This window comes from Streptomyces sp. NPDC057136 (assembly GCF_042670885.1).
Lineage (GTDB): Bacteria > Actinomycetota > Actinomycetes > Streptomycetales > Streptomycetaceae > Streptomyces.
The window spans coordinates 62,186-80,075 of sequence record NZ_JBHUUV010000014.1 but is presented as its reverse complement, the minus strand read 5'-3'; the positions used below and the strand labels follow the sequence as shown (position 1 = coordinate 80,075).

Below are 17,890 nucleotides of genomic sequence, written 5' to 3'. Positions count from 1 at the left end.
CACCGCTCTCAGTCAGCGTGTCACCTCCCGGGCGTGCCACGGATGGAGCTGTGGAGCTTGTCACGTACCGCAGTAGCCCGCCCTCGCTCGTGTGCCCGTCCCCACCGTCGTCGAACCGGGTGAAGGCCGGCGCGAAGCCCGTGCGGGGGCCGGGCAGCAGACCCTCATTGCTGATGTACAGGACGAGCGGGCGACTCACCACGGTTGTCTTCCGGCCTCCCGGGCGACGGCCACCGTGTGGGCGACGGCTGCGTCAGGTGTCGCCCCGTCCGCGAGCAGGGGGCGTGGTGAGACGACGGTGCACCTGAGCAATCCGGACCTGGCGAATCCGGCGAATGCCCGGGAGAAGCGCGGACGGGCCCGCAGCGAGGGTTCGTTACTGAGGTGGAGCACCGATGGCACGCTCATTCCACAGCCGCCCCGACCTCGGCCGCGGTCATGATCCGGGCGAGTTCGGGTGTGTGCACGGTGGCCCGCCAGCCGAGCAGGCGTTCTGCCTTGGACGCGTCCCCGACCAGATCGGGCACCTCGGAGGGGCGCAGATACCGTTCGTCGAAGCGGACATGTCGCTCCCAGTCCAGCCCGACGTGTTCGAAACAGAACGTCAGGAAGTCCCGGACGCTGTAACTCGTACCCGTGGCGACGACGTAGTCGTCCGCCAGGTCGCACTGGAGCATCCGCCACATGGCTTCGACGTACTCGGGGGCGTACCCCCAGTCACGGCGCGCCTCCAGATTGCCCATGTACAGGAACTGTTGCTCACCGCGGGCGATCCGGGCCGCGGCCCGGGCAATCTTCCGGGTCACGAATGTCTCACCGCGGCGCGGCGACTCGTGGTTGAAGAGGATGCCGTTCACCGCGTGGATGCCATATGCCTCACGGTAGTTACGGGTGATCCAGTACGCGTACACCTTCGCGGCCGCGTACGGAGAACGTGGATGGAAAGAGGTCAGCTCGGACTGCGGCGGCGCCGAAGTGCCGAACATTTCGGAGCTGGACGCCTGGTAGAAGCGACAGGGCAGACCGGTCATCCGGATGGCTTCCAACAGCCGGGTGGTGCCGAGCCCGGTGGTGGAGCCGGTGAACTCGGGTTCGTCGAAGGAGACACGAACATGGGACTGGGCGGCCAGATGGTAGACCTCGTGCGGCTGGATGTGATCGAGCAGAGCAGCGATACGGGAGCCGTCGGCAAGGTCGCCGTAGTGCAACCGGAGCCGGGAGTCCGCATCGTGCGGGTCCTGATAGAGATGGTCGATCCTGCCGGTGGAGAACGAGGAGGAGCGGCGCATCAGTCCGTGTACTTCGTAGCCCTTGCCGAGGAGCAGTTCGGCTAGGTACGAACCGTCCTGGCCGGTGATGCCGGTGATGAGAGCGGTCGTTCGGGACATGGGAACTCCTTGGGTGTGCGGGGGGCGCCGCCGCCCACTGGTCGCGCATAGGCGGCCAGCAGACCCAGCACCACGGCCTGTTCGGGGAAGAGCGGGTAGGTGACGGCGAACACGAGCTGGCTGCACAGCAGCAGACGCAGCAGGAGACGTGACCGCTCGTCGGTGTCCGGCACGGCCGGGGCGGACCCGACGACGGGTGATGCGGCCGGTTGCGCAACGCCGGGACCGGTTGAGCGCCAGGCCATGGCGTACAGGGCGAGCAGGGCGGCCAGGCCTACGAGCCCGAGCCGGAGCAGCACCTGCAGGTAGTAGTTGTGCGGCGATACGGAGGCCACGATGCCGTCCATCAGCCGGGTGTATTGCGAGCCGAACGGTAGTCCCACCAGCCAGTCCTGAATGGTCCGCAGCTGGGGCAGCAGGTCGAGCCCCCCGTCGACGCGCCACATCAACGTGCGGTCGCCCTCCCCCGACGAGGCGAGGCTCGCCGCGACGCCACCGCCGTACCGGGCAGTCAGCAGGAGCGCCGCAGCACCACAGGCCGCCAGGAGCACCGAACCGGCACGGGATCCGCGGCGGCCGCGGCGGGAGAGCAGCCAGCCCACTGTCAGGACAGCCATGTACGCGACGGCGCACAGCAGATGGATGAAGCCCGATCTGGCCTCATTGATTGCGACTGGTCATCAGAACAGCGACATGGGCTGACAGCACGCGAACTCCTTGACTCTCAGATGTCATCATTCATGCATAAACGCCCATATCGCGCATAGGCTGGCCGAGTGGGGGCGAACAACCCGATGAGGTGTACTGAGTGAATCTCCGCACCATCCTGAGAGCACTGACCCGTAGGTGGCCGATCGTCGTCGTCTTCACCCTGCTGGGGGTCGCAGCAGGCTGGGCGGCCACGGCTTCGACCCCGCCCGTCTACGAGGCCCGCACCCAGCTTTTCGTGTCGGCCTCCACGGGCGAGGGTTCCGCAGAGCTCAACCAGGGCAGCAGTTTCTCTGTCGCCCGGGTCCAGTCGTACGCCGCCATCGTGACCAGTCGTCAGGTCACGGATGCGGTCGTCCACGAGCTGGATCTCCCCTTCCGTTCCGACGAGCTGGCCGGACGCATCACCGCACAGGCCCCGATGGGCACGGTTCTCGTGGACATCACGGTCAGTGATGGGGACCGGCGGCGCGCCGCCAAGATCGCAAACGAAGTTGCCACCCAATTCAGTCGGGTGGTCGAGGAGTTGGAGATGCCCGCGGGTGGCCAGCAGTCGCCGGTGCGGCTCGGGGTCACCGAGACCGCTGCTGTCCCCACCGGGCCGGTCTCCCCGAACCCCGGACTCAATCTCGCCGTCGGTCTGCTGGCCGGTCTGCTGCTCGGTGCCGGTATCGCCACGGCCCGAGAGGCGTCCGACACCACCGTCAGCGATGTCACCGCACTTGCAGAGATCACCGGACTGCCTGTGCTCGGCGCCATCCCCTTCGACAAGTCGGCCGCACGGCAGAGCGACACGATGACCACCGCCACCCACTCCGCGCGGGCCGAGGCATTCCGGCATCTGAGGACGAATCTGCAGTTCGCGCAGATCGGTGAACGGCCCCGCGTCGTTGTGGTGACCAGCTCGCTCGCGTCCGAGGGCAAGACGAGCACGGCGATCAATCTGGCCCTCGCCCTTGCTGAAACCGGTACGTCAACGGTTCTGGTGGATGGCGATCTGCGCCGCCCACGGGTGGCCCGGGCGTTCGGCCTCGTCCAGGATGCAGGCCTCACCAGTGTGCTGATCGGGCGCGCCGACGTCGACGACGTCATGCAACAGGCCCCAGGGTCACTCCACGTCCTCACCAGTGGCCCGGTGCCGCCCAATCCGGCGGAACTGCTGGCCTCCGAGCGGATGGGCGAGATCCTGCGTGAACTCTCCGAACGCTACGAGGCGGTGATCGTGGACAGCGCCCCGCTCCTCCCCGTTGCCGACACCGTGGGACTGGGACCGCGGGCCCATGGGGCCCTGCTGGTGGTGCGGGCCGGGAAGACGCCGAGCGACCGCATCCGTGCCGCAGCCGACTCGCTGCAGGCCGTCGGCACACGAACCCTCGGCACTGTCCTCAGCATGGCCCCCCAGTCCAAGGCTGGAGGATACGGATACGAGTCCGTCGGAGTCACCCAGGCGAAGGTCACTCCGCGTCCGCGCGCAGCGGTGACGGCCCCGCTCGGTAGGCGTGAATGAGAGCGCTTCCGTGTTTCGTCCATGCGGGTTCCATCGGCCGTTGCTGCGCGGTGCGGGCGAACTCGGCCTGCGCAGGCGTGAGAAGGCGAGGGGTAGATGGCTGATGACGCAGCTGCCCAGCTGAAAATCCTGTTCGTCTGCACGGGCAACATGCACCGCTCCCCGCTGGCCGAGCGGCTGCTCGCTCGCTGCCTGCCGGACGCACGTGCGGGGAGCGCCGGAACGCACGCGCCGTACGGCCATGGGATCCACCCCGCTACCCGTTCCGTGCTCGCCGAACTGGGCGGCGACAGCGCGGGGTTCACCACCCGGCTGCTGACTGCCGACCTGGTCGAGGACGCCGAACTGGTCCTGGGCATGGAACGGGAGCACCGTGAGGCCGCCGTCAGGCTGTGCCCCACGGCACTGCGGCGTTGCTTCACTCTCAAAGAGTTCGTGCGGACGGCGCAGGGCGGCCCGCCGGGCGCCTCGGCACGCGAGGTGATCGCGGCAGCTGCCGCGGTCAGGGGGAGGCTCGGCCCAGTGCCGGCCGCCGACGACGCATTCGCCGACCCGTGGGGCGAAACCTATGACGTGCTACGCGAACGCGCCCAGCAGATCGACCTGTGCGTGACAGCACTGGCCGGTCTGCTGGGCGTGCGGGCGGCCGTTTCCGTCCGGCGAACTCAGGGGTGACGATCGGGTCAGGGAGCGATCAGGAAATTGGCGTAGCGCGGCGGCGGGACGAATCCTGGTCCTGCCGCCGCCGGGCCGTTCCTCCCGAGATGATGCACGGAGGTGTAGCCGAGATCCTGGGTCGTCTCGCACACTTTGGCGAGAGCCTCCGCGTCCAGGCATTCGACGATGATCTGCGGGCGACAGCGGTGGATCAGTCCTGTCATTCCACGCATGACCTCCGACTCCAGGCCTTCCACGTCGATCTTGACCAGGTCCACGTCGAGCCCGGCGGCCACCTCGTCGGCGGTAGTCACGGCCACCTCCACGCTGCTTGTGGGCGAGCGGACGCTCGACGCGTCGAGCGAGGCGGCCGTCGTGTCGTGGGGGATGGAGAGACGGGCTTTGCCCGGGGCGGCGGAGAGTGCCTTCTCCACCACGGTCACGCGATGCTGGAGGCCGTTGATCTCCACATTGCGGCGCAGCAGCGGAGCCGTGTTCGGATTGGGCTCGAAGGCGAGAGCGCGAAGCCGGGGGTTCGCAGCGCAGGCGAGCAGCGTGTAAACACCGGAGAACGCGCCAATATCGAGGAAGCCTCGGGCGGTGCGGGCCAGCTCGAAGAGAACGGGCTGGGTGGTCTCCTCCCAGTGCCGCAGATCCGTCCAGACAACGGAGCGCGCCATGATGTCGTTGCTTGCCGAGTGATATCTGAACGGGCTGCCGTCGGGCGCGTGGAGCGTCCAGGTGCCGGTGGGCTGGAGTCGACTCCAGGCCCGGCGCGGGACGAGGCCACGTACGGCAGCGGAGCGAATGCGCCGCTGAACCGAGTGGGGCAGGCGGACGGTGCCACGGTTCCTGAGGAGTGTGTCGATGGCTCTCACGCTGACACAGTAAGGCGGAAAAACCGCACAAAGTGCTTGATTACGGGCTCCGGCGTCTGCGTGTCTGCGTAGCCCGCAGATCAGTGAGCCGTCGTCAGGGGGTGACGATGTCGAAGTTGGGGTCGGCGAAGTCCTGTCTGTCGCCCATGGCGTACCGGGCCGCTGCCTCGCGGTTCGCGGCGGCGGTGGCGGTGTGTGACGGGGGTGGCGCCCTTGGGTGTGCAGGCCATGACGACAACCCCTCCTGCGTGCGGGAACGACCGGTCGGTCAGCGACTCAAGGCTCCAGGGATTGCCTGGTCAGCAATGTGAAGGGGGCCGTACGGGTGAACCGTCGGATGCCGGTTCCGGGACGGTGTTTCCGTAACTCCCCTTGTCTGATGGGGCGTCAAGTACGACGATGGCCCCCGCTCGTTATGTGACGAGGCGTCAGATCAGCTTCAGGGGAACTTCACGGGAAGGAGGCCGGTCGGTGCCGATACTGTCCGCCGGGCCGCTGTCGTACGGGATGCAGCTGCCGATTCAGTCGCAGAGCACCATTTACGCGGAGAGGTGGGAGGCCGGGGCCACTCCCGCCGATCTTGTCGAGATTGCCCGTACCGCCGACCGGGCCGGATTCGGGTATCTGGCCTGTTGTGATCATGTGGGTGTGCCGCCGCGGCTCGCCGAGGCCATGAGTACGGTCTGGTACGACCCGGTGGCGACCCTGTCCTTTCTCGCGGGGGTCACCGAGCGCGTGCTGCTCATGAGCCATGTCGCCGTCGTCGGGCTGCGGCATCCGCTCGTCACCGCCAAGCAGTACGCCACACTCGACCACCTCAGCGGAGGGCGGCTGATTCTCGGGGTCGGGGCCGGGCATGTGCGGGAGGAGTTCGAGGCGCTCGGCGTGGACTTCGACGGGCGCGGAGGGCTGCTGGACGAGAGCGTCGACGCGCTGAAGGCCGCGCTCGGGCCGGCGGAGTATCCGGAGTTCGCCGGGGAACGGTTCGCCTTCGGCGGGCTGGGGCAGCTGCCGCGTCCCGTGCAGGAGCGGGTGCCCGTCTGGGTGGGCGGCTCCTCGCCCGCAGCCGTCCGGCGGGCCGCCGTGCGCGGTGACGGGTGGCTGCCGCAGGGCGACCCCAGGAGCAGGCTGCCCGCGCAGATCGCCCGGCTGCTCGCCCTGCGCGAGGAGGCCGGGGTCGAGGAGCCGATCGTCGTCGGGGCCATCGCCGAGCCGCTGTACGTGGGCGAGCCGGACTGGGCCGTGGGCAGGCGCGCCCTCACCGGGAAGCCGGAGGTGATCGCCGAGTCGCTGCGGGAGTACGCGGCGATGGGCGTGCACCAGATCCAGGTGCGGTTCCGCAGCCGGAGCCGTGACGAACTGACCGACCAGATGGCGGCGTTCGCCGCCGAGGTCGCACCTCATCTCGACAGGTAGGGAGACCGGGCCATGGGCAAGCTGGACGGGCGAGTCGTGTTCATCAGCGGTGCGGCGCGCGGGCAGGGCGAGCAGGAGGCACGGCTCTTCGTCGCGGAAGGGGCGCGGGTGGTGATCGCCGATGTGCTCGACGAGCAAGGGGAGGCGCTGGCCAAGGAGTTGGGGGGCGATGCCGCGCGGTTCGTGCATCTGGATGTGAGCCGGGAGGAGGAGTGGCAGGCCGCCGTCGAGGTGGCGAAAGAGACCTTCGGGAAGATCGACGGGCTGGTCAACAACGCGGGGATTCTGCGCTTCAACGAGCTGGTGAGTACGCCGCTGGCGGAGTTCCAGCAGATCGTGCAGGTCAACCAGGTCGGGGCATTTCTGGGGATCAAGACCGTCGCCCCGGAGATCGAGGCCGCGGGCGGCGGGACGATCGTCAACACCGCCTCGTACACAGGGCTTACGGGCATGGCGTTCGTGGGCGCGTATGCCGCCACCAAGCATGCGGTGGTCGGGCTGACGAGGGTGGCGGCGGTGGAGCTGGCGGCCAAGGGGATACGGGTCAATGCCGTATGCCCCGGGGCCGTGGACACCCCGATGACCAATCCGGCGGCGCTGGATCCGACGGCCGATCCCGAGGAGTCCAGGGCGGCGGTGGCCGAGCTCTACAAGAAGCTCGTGCCGCTCGGGCGGATCGGGCAGCCGGAGGAGGTGGCGGCGCTCGCGCTGTTCCTGAGCTCCGAGGACTCCTCGTACATCACCGGGCAGCCGTTCGTGATCGACGGAGGGTGGCTGGCGGGCGTCAGCCTCTTCTGACGATGCGTCAGCTATTGACGGGTCGGACCGCCGGTGGAACAGTCGGTCGCATCGTGAACTGACGGTGTGTCAGAAATGATTGAGGACGGTGAACCTCCGTGGAATTCGGGCTCTTTGTGCAGGGGTACGTGCCTGCCGCGCGCGCCAAGGTCGATCCCGAGGCAGAGCACAAGGCACTGATCGAGGAGACCGAGTACGTCATCCAGGCGGACAAGTCCGGCTTCAAGTACGCCTGGGCCTCCGAGCACCACTTCCTGGAGGAGTACTCGCACCTCTCCGCCAACGATGTGTACCTGGGCTACCTCGCGCACGCCACCGACCGGATTCATCTGGGGTCCGGCATCTTCAACCCGCTCGCCCCCGTCAACCACCCGGTGAAGGTGGCCGAGAAGGTCGCCATGCTCGACCACCTGTCGGAGGGGCGCTTCGAATTCGGTACGGGGCGGGGGGCGGGCAGCCACGAGATCCTGGGATTCATGCCGGGCATCACCGACATGAACCACACCAAGGAACTCTGGGAAGAGACCATCGCCGAGTTCCCCAAGATGTGGCTCCAGGACGAGTACGTCGGCTTCCAGGGCAAGCACTGGTCGTTGCCGCCGCGGAAGATCCTGCCGAAGCCGTACGGGAAGTCGCATCCGGCGATGTGGTACGCGGCCGGGTCGCCGTCCTCGTACGCCATGGCGGCCAAGAAGGGGCTCGGCGTGCTGGGCTTCAGTGTTCAGAAGGTCGCCGACATGGAGTGGGTCGTCGAGTCGTACAAGACGGCGGTGAAAGAGGCCCGGCCGGTCGGTGACTTCGTCAACGACAACGTGATGGTGACGTCCACGGCGATCTGTGCGGAGACGCATGCGAAGGCTGTGGAGATCGCGGTGAGCGGTGGGCTGAACTATCTGCAGTCGCTGCTGTTCCGCTACCACGACACGTTCCCCCGGCCGGAGGGGGTGCCGGAGTGGCCGGAGCTGCTGCCGGAGTACTCCGAGGAGATCATCGAGCTGCTGATCGCGGAGGAGCTGATGATCTGCGGGGATCCGGACGAGGTGCTGAAGCAGTGTCGGCGGTGGGAGCAGGCGGGGGCGGATCAGTTGAGCTTCGGGCTGCCGATCGGGATCTCGCCTGCGGACACGATGAACTCGATCAAGCTGATCGGCGAGCACGTGATTCCGAAGATCGATACGGATCCGGTGCACCGGACGAGCCGGTTCCGGGCGGCGGCGGGGTCGTAGGGCGGCGCGCTTGTCGGGGCGGGGGTGCGGGGGTGCGGGGGTGCGCCTGCGGCGGGCCTCTTCCCCTACCCGCCCCTTCCCGAACCCGGGGCTCCGCCCCGGACCCTGCGCCTCAAACGCCGGCGGGGCTGGGGGTGACCTGGGGTTCCGCCCCGGATCCTGCGCCTCAAACGCCGGCGGGGCTGGGGGTGACCTGGGGTTCCGCCCCGGATCCTGCGCCTCAAACGCCGGCGGGGCTGGTACTGGCGGGTGTGGGAGCTGGGGGTGCCCGGGGGCAATTTTCAGCCCGTCCGGCGTTTGAGGACCGGGGTCTGGGGCGGAGCCCCAGTAGGGGAAAGCCCCGCAGGGCCCCGGCACCGCCCCGCCACCCGCATGCCCCCATACCGGGCGGCGTCTTCCCGGACCGTCGCCCCGGCCGCCGGGATGCGTACCGCGGCCAACCCGTACGCACCCCGGCGGCACACCCACCACGAAGGGAAGCGTCATGCTCGACCACCTCATCCGCGGAGCGACCGTCGTGGACGGCACCGGCGCTCCCGCGTACACCGCCGACCTCGGCATCCGCGACGGCCGTATCGCCGTCATCGCCGAGCCGGGCACCCTCACCGAGGACTCCGTCACCAGTGAGGACGCCACCGGGCTCGTGCTCGCACCCGGCTTCGTCGATCCGCATACGCATTACGACGCCCAGCTCCTCTGGGACCCGTACGCCACGCCGTCCATGAATCACGGCGTCACCACCGTCGCCGGGGGCAACTGCGGGTTCACCCTCGCCCCGCTCCACCCGGACCGGCCCGAGGACGCCGACTACACGCGGCGGATGATGTCGCGGGTCGAGGGCATGGCGCTCGCCGCGCTCGAAGAGGGCGTCGACTGGACCTGGTCCGGCTTCGGGGAGTATCTCGACGCCCTCGAAGGGCGCATCGCCGTCAACGCCGGGTTCATGGTCGGGCACTGCGCCCTGCGCCGGCATGTGATGGGACCGGACGCCGTCGGCGGGCAGCCCACCGGCCCGCAACTGGCCGCCATGCTCGCGCTGCTCCATGACGCCATGGATGCCGGGGCCTGGGGGTTGTCCACCACCCAGTCCTCCACCCACTCCGACGGCGACGGGCAGCCCGTCGCCTCCCGGCACGCGCTGCCCGAAGAGCTCCTTGCCCTCTCCCGGGCCGTCGGGGAGCACGAAGGCACCCAGCTCGAAGCGATCGTCGCGGGCTGCCTCGACCAGTTCTCCGACGAGGAGATCGAGCTGCTCGTCGACATGAGCGCCGCCGCCGGGCGGCCCCTCAACTGGAACGTCCTCACCATCGACGCCGCCGTCCCCGAACGCGTACCCCGCCAGCTGATACCCAGCGAACGGGCCCGCCGCGCGGGCGGCCGGATCGTCGCCCTCACCATGCCGATCCTCACCCCGATGAACATGTCGCTCGGCACCTTCTGCGCCCTCAACCTCATCCCCGGCTGGGGCGACATCCTCGCCCTCCCCGTCCCCGAGCGCATCGAGCGGCTGCGCGACACCGGCACCCGTGCCGAGATGCTCCGCCGCGCCGACAGCAAGGAGGCCGGTGTCTTCCGTCGCCTCGCCCACTTCGGCCGGTACGTCATCGGGGACACGTACAGCGCGGCCAACGAAGGACTCAGCGGGCGCGTCGTCAAGGACATCGCCGCCGAGCGCGGTCTCGACCCCTTTCACTGCCTCGTCGAGATCTGCGCCGCCGACGAGCTGCGTACGGTCCTGTGGCCCATGCCCTCCGACAACGACCCGGACTCCTGGGCCCTGCGACAGCAGACCTGGGAACGTGAGGACGTCCTGCTCGGCGGCTCCGACGCGGGCGCCCACCTGGACCGGATGTGCGGAGCCCCGTACACCACACGCTTCCTCGGCGACTGTCTGCGCGGCCGGAAACTCCTCCCCCTGACCCAGGCGGTCAAGATGCTCACCGACGACCCCGCGCAGCTCTTCGGACTGCGGGAGCGGGGACGGGTGCAGGAGGGATTCCACGCCGACCTCGTCCTCTTCGACCCCGAACGCATCGACGCGGGCCCCGCCACCCTCGTCCACGACCTGCCCGGCGACAGCCCGCGCCTGGACTCCAAGGCCATCGGCATCGTGTCCGTCCGCGTCAACGGCGTCGAGACGCTGCGCGACGACAAGGTGACCGGCGCGGTCCCCGGCACGGTGCTCCGGTCCGGCCGCGACACCCGGACGGTGAGCACCGCATGAGCGACAAGAAGCAGCGCCTCTTCATCGGTGGCGAGTGGACCGAACCCGACTGCGGCTCCTACGAGGTGATCAATCCGGCCACCGAGGACGTCGTCGGACTGGCACCCGAGGCGAGCCGCGAGCAGGTGTACGCGGCGGCTGCCGCGGCCCGCGACGCCTTCGCCGGCTGGTCCCGCAGCCGCCCCGAGGACCGTGCCGCGATCCTCGGCCGGGCGGCCGGGATCATCCAGCGGGACGCCGCCGCGCACACCGCGCTGGCCTCGGCGGAGAGCGGCGCGACCACGGGTACGGCCGGTGGGATGCAGGTGGCCGTCGGCGCGGCCCGCTTCCGGCGTTACGCGAAAGGCGCGCTGGAACCTGTCGAGGAGGCCGTGCCGCCGCAGATCAACGAGGCCGGGCCGATGGGGCGGGCCGGTGTCTTCGGCGCGCTCGCCGTCCGCCGGCCGGTCGGGGTCGTCACCTGCATCACCTCGTACAACAACCCGTGGGCCAACGCGGCCGGCAAGATCGCCCCTGCCCTCGCCATGGGCAACACGGTCCTCGTGAAGCCGGCCCCGCAGGACCCGCTCTCCGTCTACGCGATGGCCGCCGCACTCGAAGAGGCGGGCATCCCGCCGGGCGTCGTCAACGTAGTCACCGGTTCCGGCCCCGGGGCGGGGGAGGCCGCCGTCGACTCACCCGATGTGGACATGGTCAGCTTCACCGGCTCGACCGCCGTCGGTCAGCGCATCGCCGAGGTGTGCGGGCGCTCGATGAAGCGGCAGCTGATGGAGCTGGGCGGCAAGGGGGCTGCGCTCGTCCTCGACGACGCCGATCTGGATTCGGCGGTGGCGGGCATCGGCACGACGTTCTCGTTCTACAGCGGCCAGATCTGTACGGCCCCGACCCGGGTGCTGGCGCAACGCGGTGTCTACGACGCGCTGGTGGAGAAGCTGGCCGCGTACGCGGGGTATCTGAAGGTCGGCGACCCGACCGTGCGGGGCACCGTCGTCGGGCCGGTCATCTCCGCCGCCCATCGCGACCGCGTCGAGTCGTACATCGAGCTCGGCCGGAAGGAGGGGGCACGCGTCGTCGCGGGCGGTGCCCGTCCCTCCGGTCTCGACCGCGGCTTCTACGTCGCGCCCACCCTGCTCGCCGACTGCACGAACGACATGCGCGTCGTACGGGAGGAGATCTTCGGCCCGGTCGTCGTGGTCGTCCCCTTCGACGACGAGGAGGAAGGCATCGCCCTCGCCAACGACAGCGACTACGGGCTCCTCGACTACGTCTGGTCCGGAGACGTCGCACGGGCCTTCCGGATCGCCGGGCGGCTGCGCGCGGGCGGGGTCGGCGTCAACACCATCGGCCGGAACATGGAGGCGCCGTTCGGCGGGTTCAAGAAGAGCGGGGTGGGGCGCGATGTGGGCTCGTACGCCCTGCACGCGTACAGCGAGACGCAGGCGATCGTCTGGCCGGGCTGAGCGAACGGGCTGAGCGTGGGGAGTGACAGGTGTCCGTAATGCGGATACGCACGGGAAACTTTCGAACCGGGCAAAACGGACACTGTTGCGGTTCTCGCACAATGCCCCGCTCGCCTGTGGACCATCTATTGAGAGGCACTAATCGTCATGTGCCTTTAATTCAGGAACTCGTGGTCGTTTATTCACCTTTAATCCAAGGGTGAGACGCCGGAGTCTCACCCTCCGGATATGGATATCGCATCGCCTAACGTCCTCTGCATGACTCAGCTGGACGCGCGGCCACAGGCCGGAGACACGGTACGGGGAACCACCCCGGCCGACGGCGGTGTACGCGGCAAGGGCCTCGGTGGCAACTCCGTGGGTCTGATGGGCAGCGCCGTCATCGGCGTCTCCACCGTCGCCCCCGTGTACTGCCTGACCTCCACGCTCGGCTCCACCGCCGGGGAGGTCGGCGTGCAGATGCCCGCCGTCTTCCTCGCGGGCTTCCTGCCGATGCTGCTGGTCGCCTTCGCCTACCGCGAGCTCAACAAGGTCATGCCCGACTGCGGCACCTCCTTCACCTGGACGGTGAAGGCATTCGGCCCGCGCGTCGGCTGGATGTGCGGCTGGGGCCTGGTCATCGCGACGATCATCGTCCTGTCGAACCTGGCAGGCGTCGCCACCTCGTACTTCTGGCTCATGGCGGGCGAGATCAGCGGCAGCGGCTCGGTCGCCGCCCTGGACGACAGCAAGCCGGTCCACATCCTCACCTGTCTGATCCTGATCGCCGTCGCCACGGCGATCAGCTACCGCGGGATGACGGCGACGAAGGGCATCCAGTACGCACTGGTCGGCCTCCAGCTCGTGGTCCTCGCCGTCTTCGTGGTGATGGCCTTCCAGAAGGCCCGCAGCGGCACGTTCGACACGGGCCTGGACTTCTCCTGGTCCTGGATGAACCCGTTCGCCGTCCAGTCCTTCGCCGCCTTCACGGCCGGTCTCTCGCTCTCGATCTTCATGTACTGGGGCTGGGACGCCTGCATGACGACGAACGAGGAGACCGTCGGCAGCGCGAAGACCCCCGGCCGCGCCGCCCTCATCGCGATGGTCGTCCTCGTCGGCTCGTACCTGGCCACCGGCATCGCCGCCCAGATGATGGTCGGTTCCGGCGACAAGGGCCTCGGCCTCGCCAACCCGGAGACCTCCGACAACGTCTTCGCCGCGCTCGCGGGCCCGGTCATGGGTCCCGGCCTCGGCATCCTGCTCTTCGTCGCGGTCCTCGCGTCGGCCGCGGCGAGCCTGCAGACCACGTTCATCCCGGTGGCGCGCACGGTGCTGGCGATGTCCTCGTACGAGGCCCTGCCCGCCTCGTACGCCAAGGTCCACCCGCGCTTCAAGACCCCGGGCCGCGCGACGGTCACGGCGGGCGTCGCGACCGGCACGTTCTACACGGTCATGACGCTGGTCAGCGAGAACGTCCTCGTCGACACGATCTACGCGCTCGGCCTCATGATCTGCTTCTACTACTCGATCACCGCGTTCGCCTGCGCCTGGTACTTCCGCAACGAACTGTTCCGCTCCGCCCGCGACTTCGTCTACAAGGGCCTCTGCCCGATCCTCGGCGGCATCCTGCTGACCGCGGTCTTCGGCAAGACGCTGTACGACATGTGGGACCCGGCGTACGGCTCCGGCTCCTCCGTCCTCGGCGTCGGATCGGTCTTCGTCATCGCCGTCGGACTGCTGCTGCTCGGCGGGGTCCTGATGATCGTGATGCAGGGGCGCAGCCCCGCGTTCTTCCGCGGCGAGGTGCTGAGGCGGGAGACCCCGGCGCTGGTGGTCGCGGACTGAAGGCCGGTGCCGGGCCCGCTCACCGTGGGCCCGGCAGGGCTCAGGTCGCGCGCCAGTAACCCAGGGCGGTCACGTGGTCCTTGGGGACGGCCAGGTCCTTGCGTGCGTACGCGCTCAGGGACCTGGTCGTCGCCGTGTCGCAGGCGATCCAGACGTACGCGTCGGACGGGACGTCGCCGAGCAGGCCCGGCAGGGCCGCCTTCACCTCGGCCACCAGGTGTGCGCCGGCCTCGCGGCGCGGGACCTTGTGCAGGGTGTGGTGGGCCGGGTCCAGGCGGAACGGCAGCTTCTCGTCGGAGGCGTGCGTCGTCTCGAACCAGATCGTCGCCGGGGTCTGCGGGATCGCGTCCAGCAGCGAGTTGATCGCGGGGAGGGACGCGGCGTCGCCGACCACGAAGAGCCGGGCGGGGCCGGGCTCGGGCAGGGTGAAGCCGGTGCCCTGGAGGGTCGCGTCGATGGTGTCGCCCGGCTGGGCGGTACGGGCCCAGTTGCTCGCGGCACCGTCGTGGAGCGCGAACTCCAGGCTGAACGTCCCGGCGGCCGGGTCCGGGTCGACCAGGGTGTAGGCGCGCTGATGGGGCTTCCCAGCCTCCTCGAACCAGATGCGCACCCACATCGTGGGGTGTGCGCCGCCGGTCGCGGCGAGCAGTCCGCCGTCCTTCATATGCACCCGGCGGAAGTCCTCGGTGACCTGCTCGGCCCCCGTTACGGTGAACGTGAAATCGCGCCCCCGCATCAGCTTGAGGACGACGCCCTCCCAGCCATGACCCACGACTGATCCCTTCCCTGTCCCCTGCCCCGAAAATCCCTTTAGGTTAGGCTAACCTAAATTGCGGGGGCTGGGGGGTGGCTGAAAAGCGCCGGAAAGCGGAGCTCGGGAGTGGGGATGGGGACTGTGGGCGCATCAACGGCCTCGGAGGCGGGCTTCGACGTCTTCAGGGACGACTGGGGGATACCCCATCTGCGGGCGGACAGCGCTCTCGCGCTCGCCCGCGCGCAGGGCCACAACGCGGCGACCGACCGCGCCTGGCAGATCGAGACCGAACGCCACCGGCTCCAGGGCACCACGGCCGCTTTCCTCGGTGAAGAGGCTCTGGCCTGGGACCGGTTCGCCCGGCAGGCCCGGCTCGAAGACACCGCCCGCCACTGCTTCGACCGGCTCTCCCGCCTCGCCCCCGACACGGCTGCCTGGGTGACGGCATACGTCGACGGGGTCAACACCGGACTCGGCGAAGGCGCCCTCGCGGCACCGGAATTCGCCGCCGCGGGGATCGCTCCCGGCCGGTGGCAGCCGTGGACCCCGCTCGGCGTCTGGCTCTCCACCCACATCCTGTTCGCCGGCTTCCCCACGAAACTCTGGCGTGAAGAGGTCGCCCGAAGACTCGGCGACGACGCGATCACCCTCTTCGCCACCGACGGGCCCGGCACCTCAGGCAGCAACGGCTGGCTCCTCACAGGGGACCGCACCGTCACCGGCGCCGCCGTCATCGCGGGCGACCCGCACCGCTTCATCGAGGACCCCGGGGTCTACCAGCAGATCCGCCTGGCCTGCCCCGAGTTCGACGTGGTGGGCCTCGCCGTCCCCGGGGTCCCCGGCATCGCTCACTTCGGCCACGCGGGCGGCGTCGCCTGGGCCATCACCAACGCCATGGCCGACTACCAGGACCTGTACCGGGAGCAGTTGCGGCGTACGGAGGACGGCGGCGTCGAGGCACTCGGCCCCCAGGGCTGGGAGACGGCCGCCGCGCACACCGAGACGATCGCGGTGGCGGGCGCCGAACCGGTGACAATCGAGATCATCGAGACCGGGCGCGGCCCGGTGATCACCGGCGGGCCGGGTGCGGAAGCCGAGGCCGACGCCCCGGACATCGAGGCCGACGCCCCCTCCCTCAGCCTCAGCCTCCGCTACCCGCCCCGCGTCACCGGCGAGCTCGGCTTCGAGGTGCTGCCCGCGCTCCTCCGGGCTCGTACCGTCGCCGACCTCGACACCGCACTCGACGGCTGGGTCGAACCGGTCAACGTCGTCCTCGCCGCCGATACCGCCGGCGCGACCCTGCACCGCGTCGCCGGGTACGTACCGCTGCGCCCGCGCGACAACCAGCTGCGGGTCGTCCCCGCCCAAGACCCCGCGTACGCCTGGCGCGGCCGTCACTCGCCCCTGCCGCGCACCGTGTCCGGGGCCGACGGCACCGGCACGGCGGTCATGGCCAACGAGCGCGGGCTCGCCGCACCGCTCGGCGTCGAGTTCGCACCCGCGCACCGGGCCGAGCGCATACGTGAGCTGCTCGACGGGGAAGAGCGCTGGACCGCCAAAGGCATGGCCGGTATCCACACCGACACCCATCTCGCTTCCGCCCGGCCCCTGTTGGGCCTGCTGGCCGAGACGGCGGAGCTCGGCCCCGAAGCGGCGGAACTGCGCGGCAGGTTGCTGCGCTGGGACCGGCACATGGACGCCGGCAGTGCGGACGCCACGCTCTACTCGGCGCTCCGCGCGGAGGTCGTCCACCGCCTGGCGGCCCACCCCGTCCTCTCCGCCGTTACGGGCGCCGCCGACCCCGTCCGCAGCACCGCCCACCCGGAGCTGTTCCGCCCCTGGCTCGCCGCGGTCCCGAGGGTCGGGTACGCCCTGGAGACGCTGATCGGTCACGAACTCTTCCCGTACCAGGACCGGTTGGCGGCGGTGAGTGAGGCCGTGGAGGCCGTGGCGGCCCGGTACGGCGACGGGAACGCGCCCCGCCCCTGGGGCGAGGTGCACCGCCTCGCGCCCTGGCAGGTGTGGCCGGGCACCGACCCCGACCCGGAGGCGAGCCGGCCGGGACTGGCGGGCGACCACGACTGCGTGCTGTCCACCTCCAGCGTCCCCGGCATCACCGACCACAGTGCCCGCGGCCCGGCCGCCCGCTACGTATGGGACCTGGCGCACCGCGAGGACAGCCTGTGGGTGACCCCGTTCGGTGCGTCCGGGATACCCGGTGACGCCCACCACCGTGACCAACTCCCGCTGTGGGCAAGGGGCGAGCTCGCGTCCGTGGTCACCGACTGGAATCTGCTGCACCGCGACCGATCCGATCCGCTGCACCGCGACCGATCCGATCCGCTGCACCGCGACCGACCCGAGGAGACAACCGAAGTGACCGCAGCCGCCCGCGCCTCCGTCCCCGCCCAGCGCGAGACCGTGTACGAGCAGGAGGTCGACGGCCTCGGGACCGTGCGCCTCGTCGCCATCGACCCGGCCGCCGACCTCGACCTGATCCACAGCTGGGTCTCCGAGGAGCGGGCCCGCTTCTGGGGCATGAGCGAGTCGAGCCGCGAAGAGGTCCTGGAGGCGTACACCTTCCTGGACTCGCTGACGACGCACCACGGCTATCTGGCGCTCCGGGACGGCATCCCGGTCGCGATATTCCAGACGTACGACCCGGCGGAGGACCCGCTCGGCGAGTGCTACGAGGTGCTGCCCGGCGACTTCGGCGTCCACCTCCTGATAGGCCCCGGCGACAGGGCCGAGCGTGGCTTCACCGGCTACCTGCTCGCCGTACTCGTCAGTCACGCCTTCAGCGACCCGGCGCATCTGCGCATCGTCGTCGAGCCCGACGCGCGCAACGAGCGGGCCGTCGCCCGGATGGTCCGGGCGGGCTTCGAACTCGGCCCGGAGATCGAGAAGCCGGAGAAGCGGGCGCGGCTGGCGTTCCTGCGACGGCCTGCCGCTGTCCAGTCCGGCCCCGGACCGGGCCTTTCAAACGAGAGGCCCTAGGGCCTCTCGTTTGGATCATGCCGGGCTCGCGGGGTCCGGCACGCACATCTGCG

General features: G+C 69.8%; 13 protein-coding genes. 9 read left to right on the top strand and 4 right to left on the bottom strand.

Going from position 1 to position 17,890, the window contains the following annotated elements:
- Positions 1–404: 404 nt before the first annotated feature.
- The gene (gmd, locus tag ACFT7S_RS18810) at positions 405–1,388 is read right to left on the bottom strand and encodes a GDP-mannose 4,6-dehydratase (RefSeq protein ID WP_382733018.1); all 984 of its coding nucleotides are present in this window, start codon (positions 1,386–1,388) and stop codon (positions 405–407) included.
- Complete coding sequence (locus ACFT7S_RS18805; protein ID WP_382733015.1) at positions 1,331–2,005, bottom strand: hypothetical protein; 675 nt, start codon at positions 2,003–2,005, stop codon at positions 1,331–1,333. The genes gmd and ACFT7S_RS18805 overlap by 58 nt, the downstream gene beginning before the upstream one ends.
- A gap of 191 nt (positions 2,006–2,196) precedes the next feature.
- On the opposite strand from ACFT7S_RS18805, the gene ACFT7S_RS18800 reads away from it, so the two are divergent.
- Both ACFT7S_RS18800 and ACFT7S_RS18795 read left to right on the top strand, forming a co-directional pair.
- Entirely contained in the window at positions 2,197–3,603 is a 1,407-nt protein-coding gene (locus ACFT7S_RS18800; protein WP_382733012.1) for a polysaccharide biosynthesis tyrosine autokinase, read from the top strand.
- A gap of 96 nt (positions 3,604–3,699) precedes the next feature.
- Positions 3,700–4,278: a low molecular weight phosphatase family protein gene (locus ACFT7S_RS18795; protein WP_382733009.1), complete on the top strand. Its 579-nt coding sequence runs from the start codon at positions 3,700–3,702 to the stop codon at positions 4,276–4,278.
- An 8-nt stretch (positions 4,279–4,286) separates the two neighbouring features.
- Here the strand turns inward: ACFT7S_RS18795 and ACFT7S_RS18790 are convergent, their stop codons facing one another.
- Entirely contained in the window at positions 4,287–4,940 is a 654-nt protein-coding gene (locus tag ACFT7S_RS18790; RefSeq protein WP_382733006.1) for an FkbM family methyltransferase, read from the bottom strand.
- Positions 4,941–5,645: 705 nt separating this feature from the next.
- On the opposite strand from ACFT7S_RS18790, the gene ACFT7S_RS18785 reads away from it, so the two are divergent.
- The 6 genes from ACFT7S_RS18785 to ACFT7S_RS18760 all read left to right on the top strand — a co-directional run bounded on the left by ACFT7S_RS18785 (position 5,646) and on the right by ACFT7S_RS18760 (position 14,086).
- Positions 5,646–6,554, top strand: coding sequence for an LLM class F420-dependent oxidoreductase (locus ACFT7S_RS18785; RefSeq protein ID WP_382733234.1), 909 nt, complete (start codon positions 5,646–5,648; stop codon positions 6,552–6,554).
- 12 nt (positions 6,555–6,566) lie between these two features.
- Positions 6,567–7,352 carry an SDR family NAD(P)-dependent oxidoreductase gene (locus tag ACFT7S_RS18780; RefSeq protein ID WP_382733004.1) on the top strand — a complete coding sequence of 262 codons (786 nt, stop codon included), beginning with the start codon at positions 6,567–6,569 and terminating at the stop codon, positions 7,350–7,352.
- A gap of 98 nt (positions 7,353–7,450) precedes the next feature.
- Complete coding sequence (locus tag ACFT7S_RS18775; protein ID WP_382733001.1) at positions 7,451–8,578, top strand: LLM class flavin-dependent oxidoreductase; 1,128 nt, start codon at positions 7,451–7,453, stop codon at positions 8,576–8,578.
- A 484-nt stretch (positions 8,579–9,062) separates the two neighbouring features.
- Positions 9,063–10,802, top strand: coding sequence for an amidohydrolase family protein (locus tag ACFT7S_RS18770; RefSeq protein WP_382732998.1), 1,740 nt, complete (start codon positions 9,063–9,065; stop codon positions 10,800–10,802).
- Positions 10,799–12,262 (top strand): aldehyde dehydrogenase family protein, encoded by a 1,464-nt coding sequence (locus ACFT7S_RS18765; RefSeq protein WP_382732995.1) that lies wholly within the window; start codon positions 10,799–10,801, stop codon positions 12,260–12,262. Before ACFT7S_RS18770 ends, ACFT7S_RS18765 begins: the two co-directional genes overlap by 4 nt.
- Before the next feature lie 258 nt (positions 12,263–12,520).
- Positions 12,521–14,086, top strand: coding sequence for an APC family permease (locus ACFT7S_RS18760; protein WP_382732992.1), 1,566 nt, complete (start codon positions 12,521–12,523; stop codon positions 14,084–14,086).
- Positions 14,087–14,126: 40 nt separating this feature from the next.
- Here the strand turns inward: ACFT7S_RS18760 and ACFT7S_RS18755 are convergent, their stop codons facing one another.
- On the bottom strand, positions 14,127–14,858 hold the full coding sequence (locus ACFT7S_RS18755) for a siderophore-interacting protein (RefSeq protein ID WP_382732990.1): 732 nt from the start codon (positions 14,856–14,858) through the stop codon (positions 14,127–14,129).
- 114 nt (positions 14,859–14,972) lie between these two features.
- Between ACFT7S_RS18755 and ACFT7S_RS18750 the strand changes: the two genes are divergently transcribed.
- The gene (locus ACFT7S_RS18750; RefSeq protein ID WP_382732988.1) at positions 14,973–17,837 is read left to right on the top strand and encodes a GNAT family N-acetyltransferase; all 2,865 of its coding nucleotides are present in this window, start codon (positions 14,973–14,975) and stop codon (positions 17,835–17,837) included.
- The last annotated feature ends 53 nt before the right edge of the window (positions 17,838–17,890 follow it).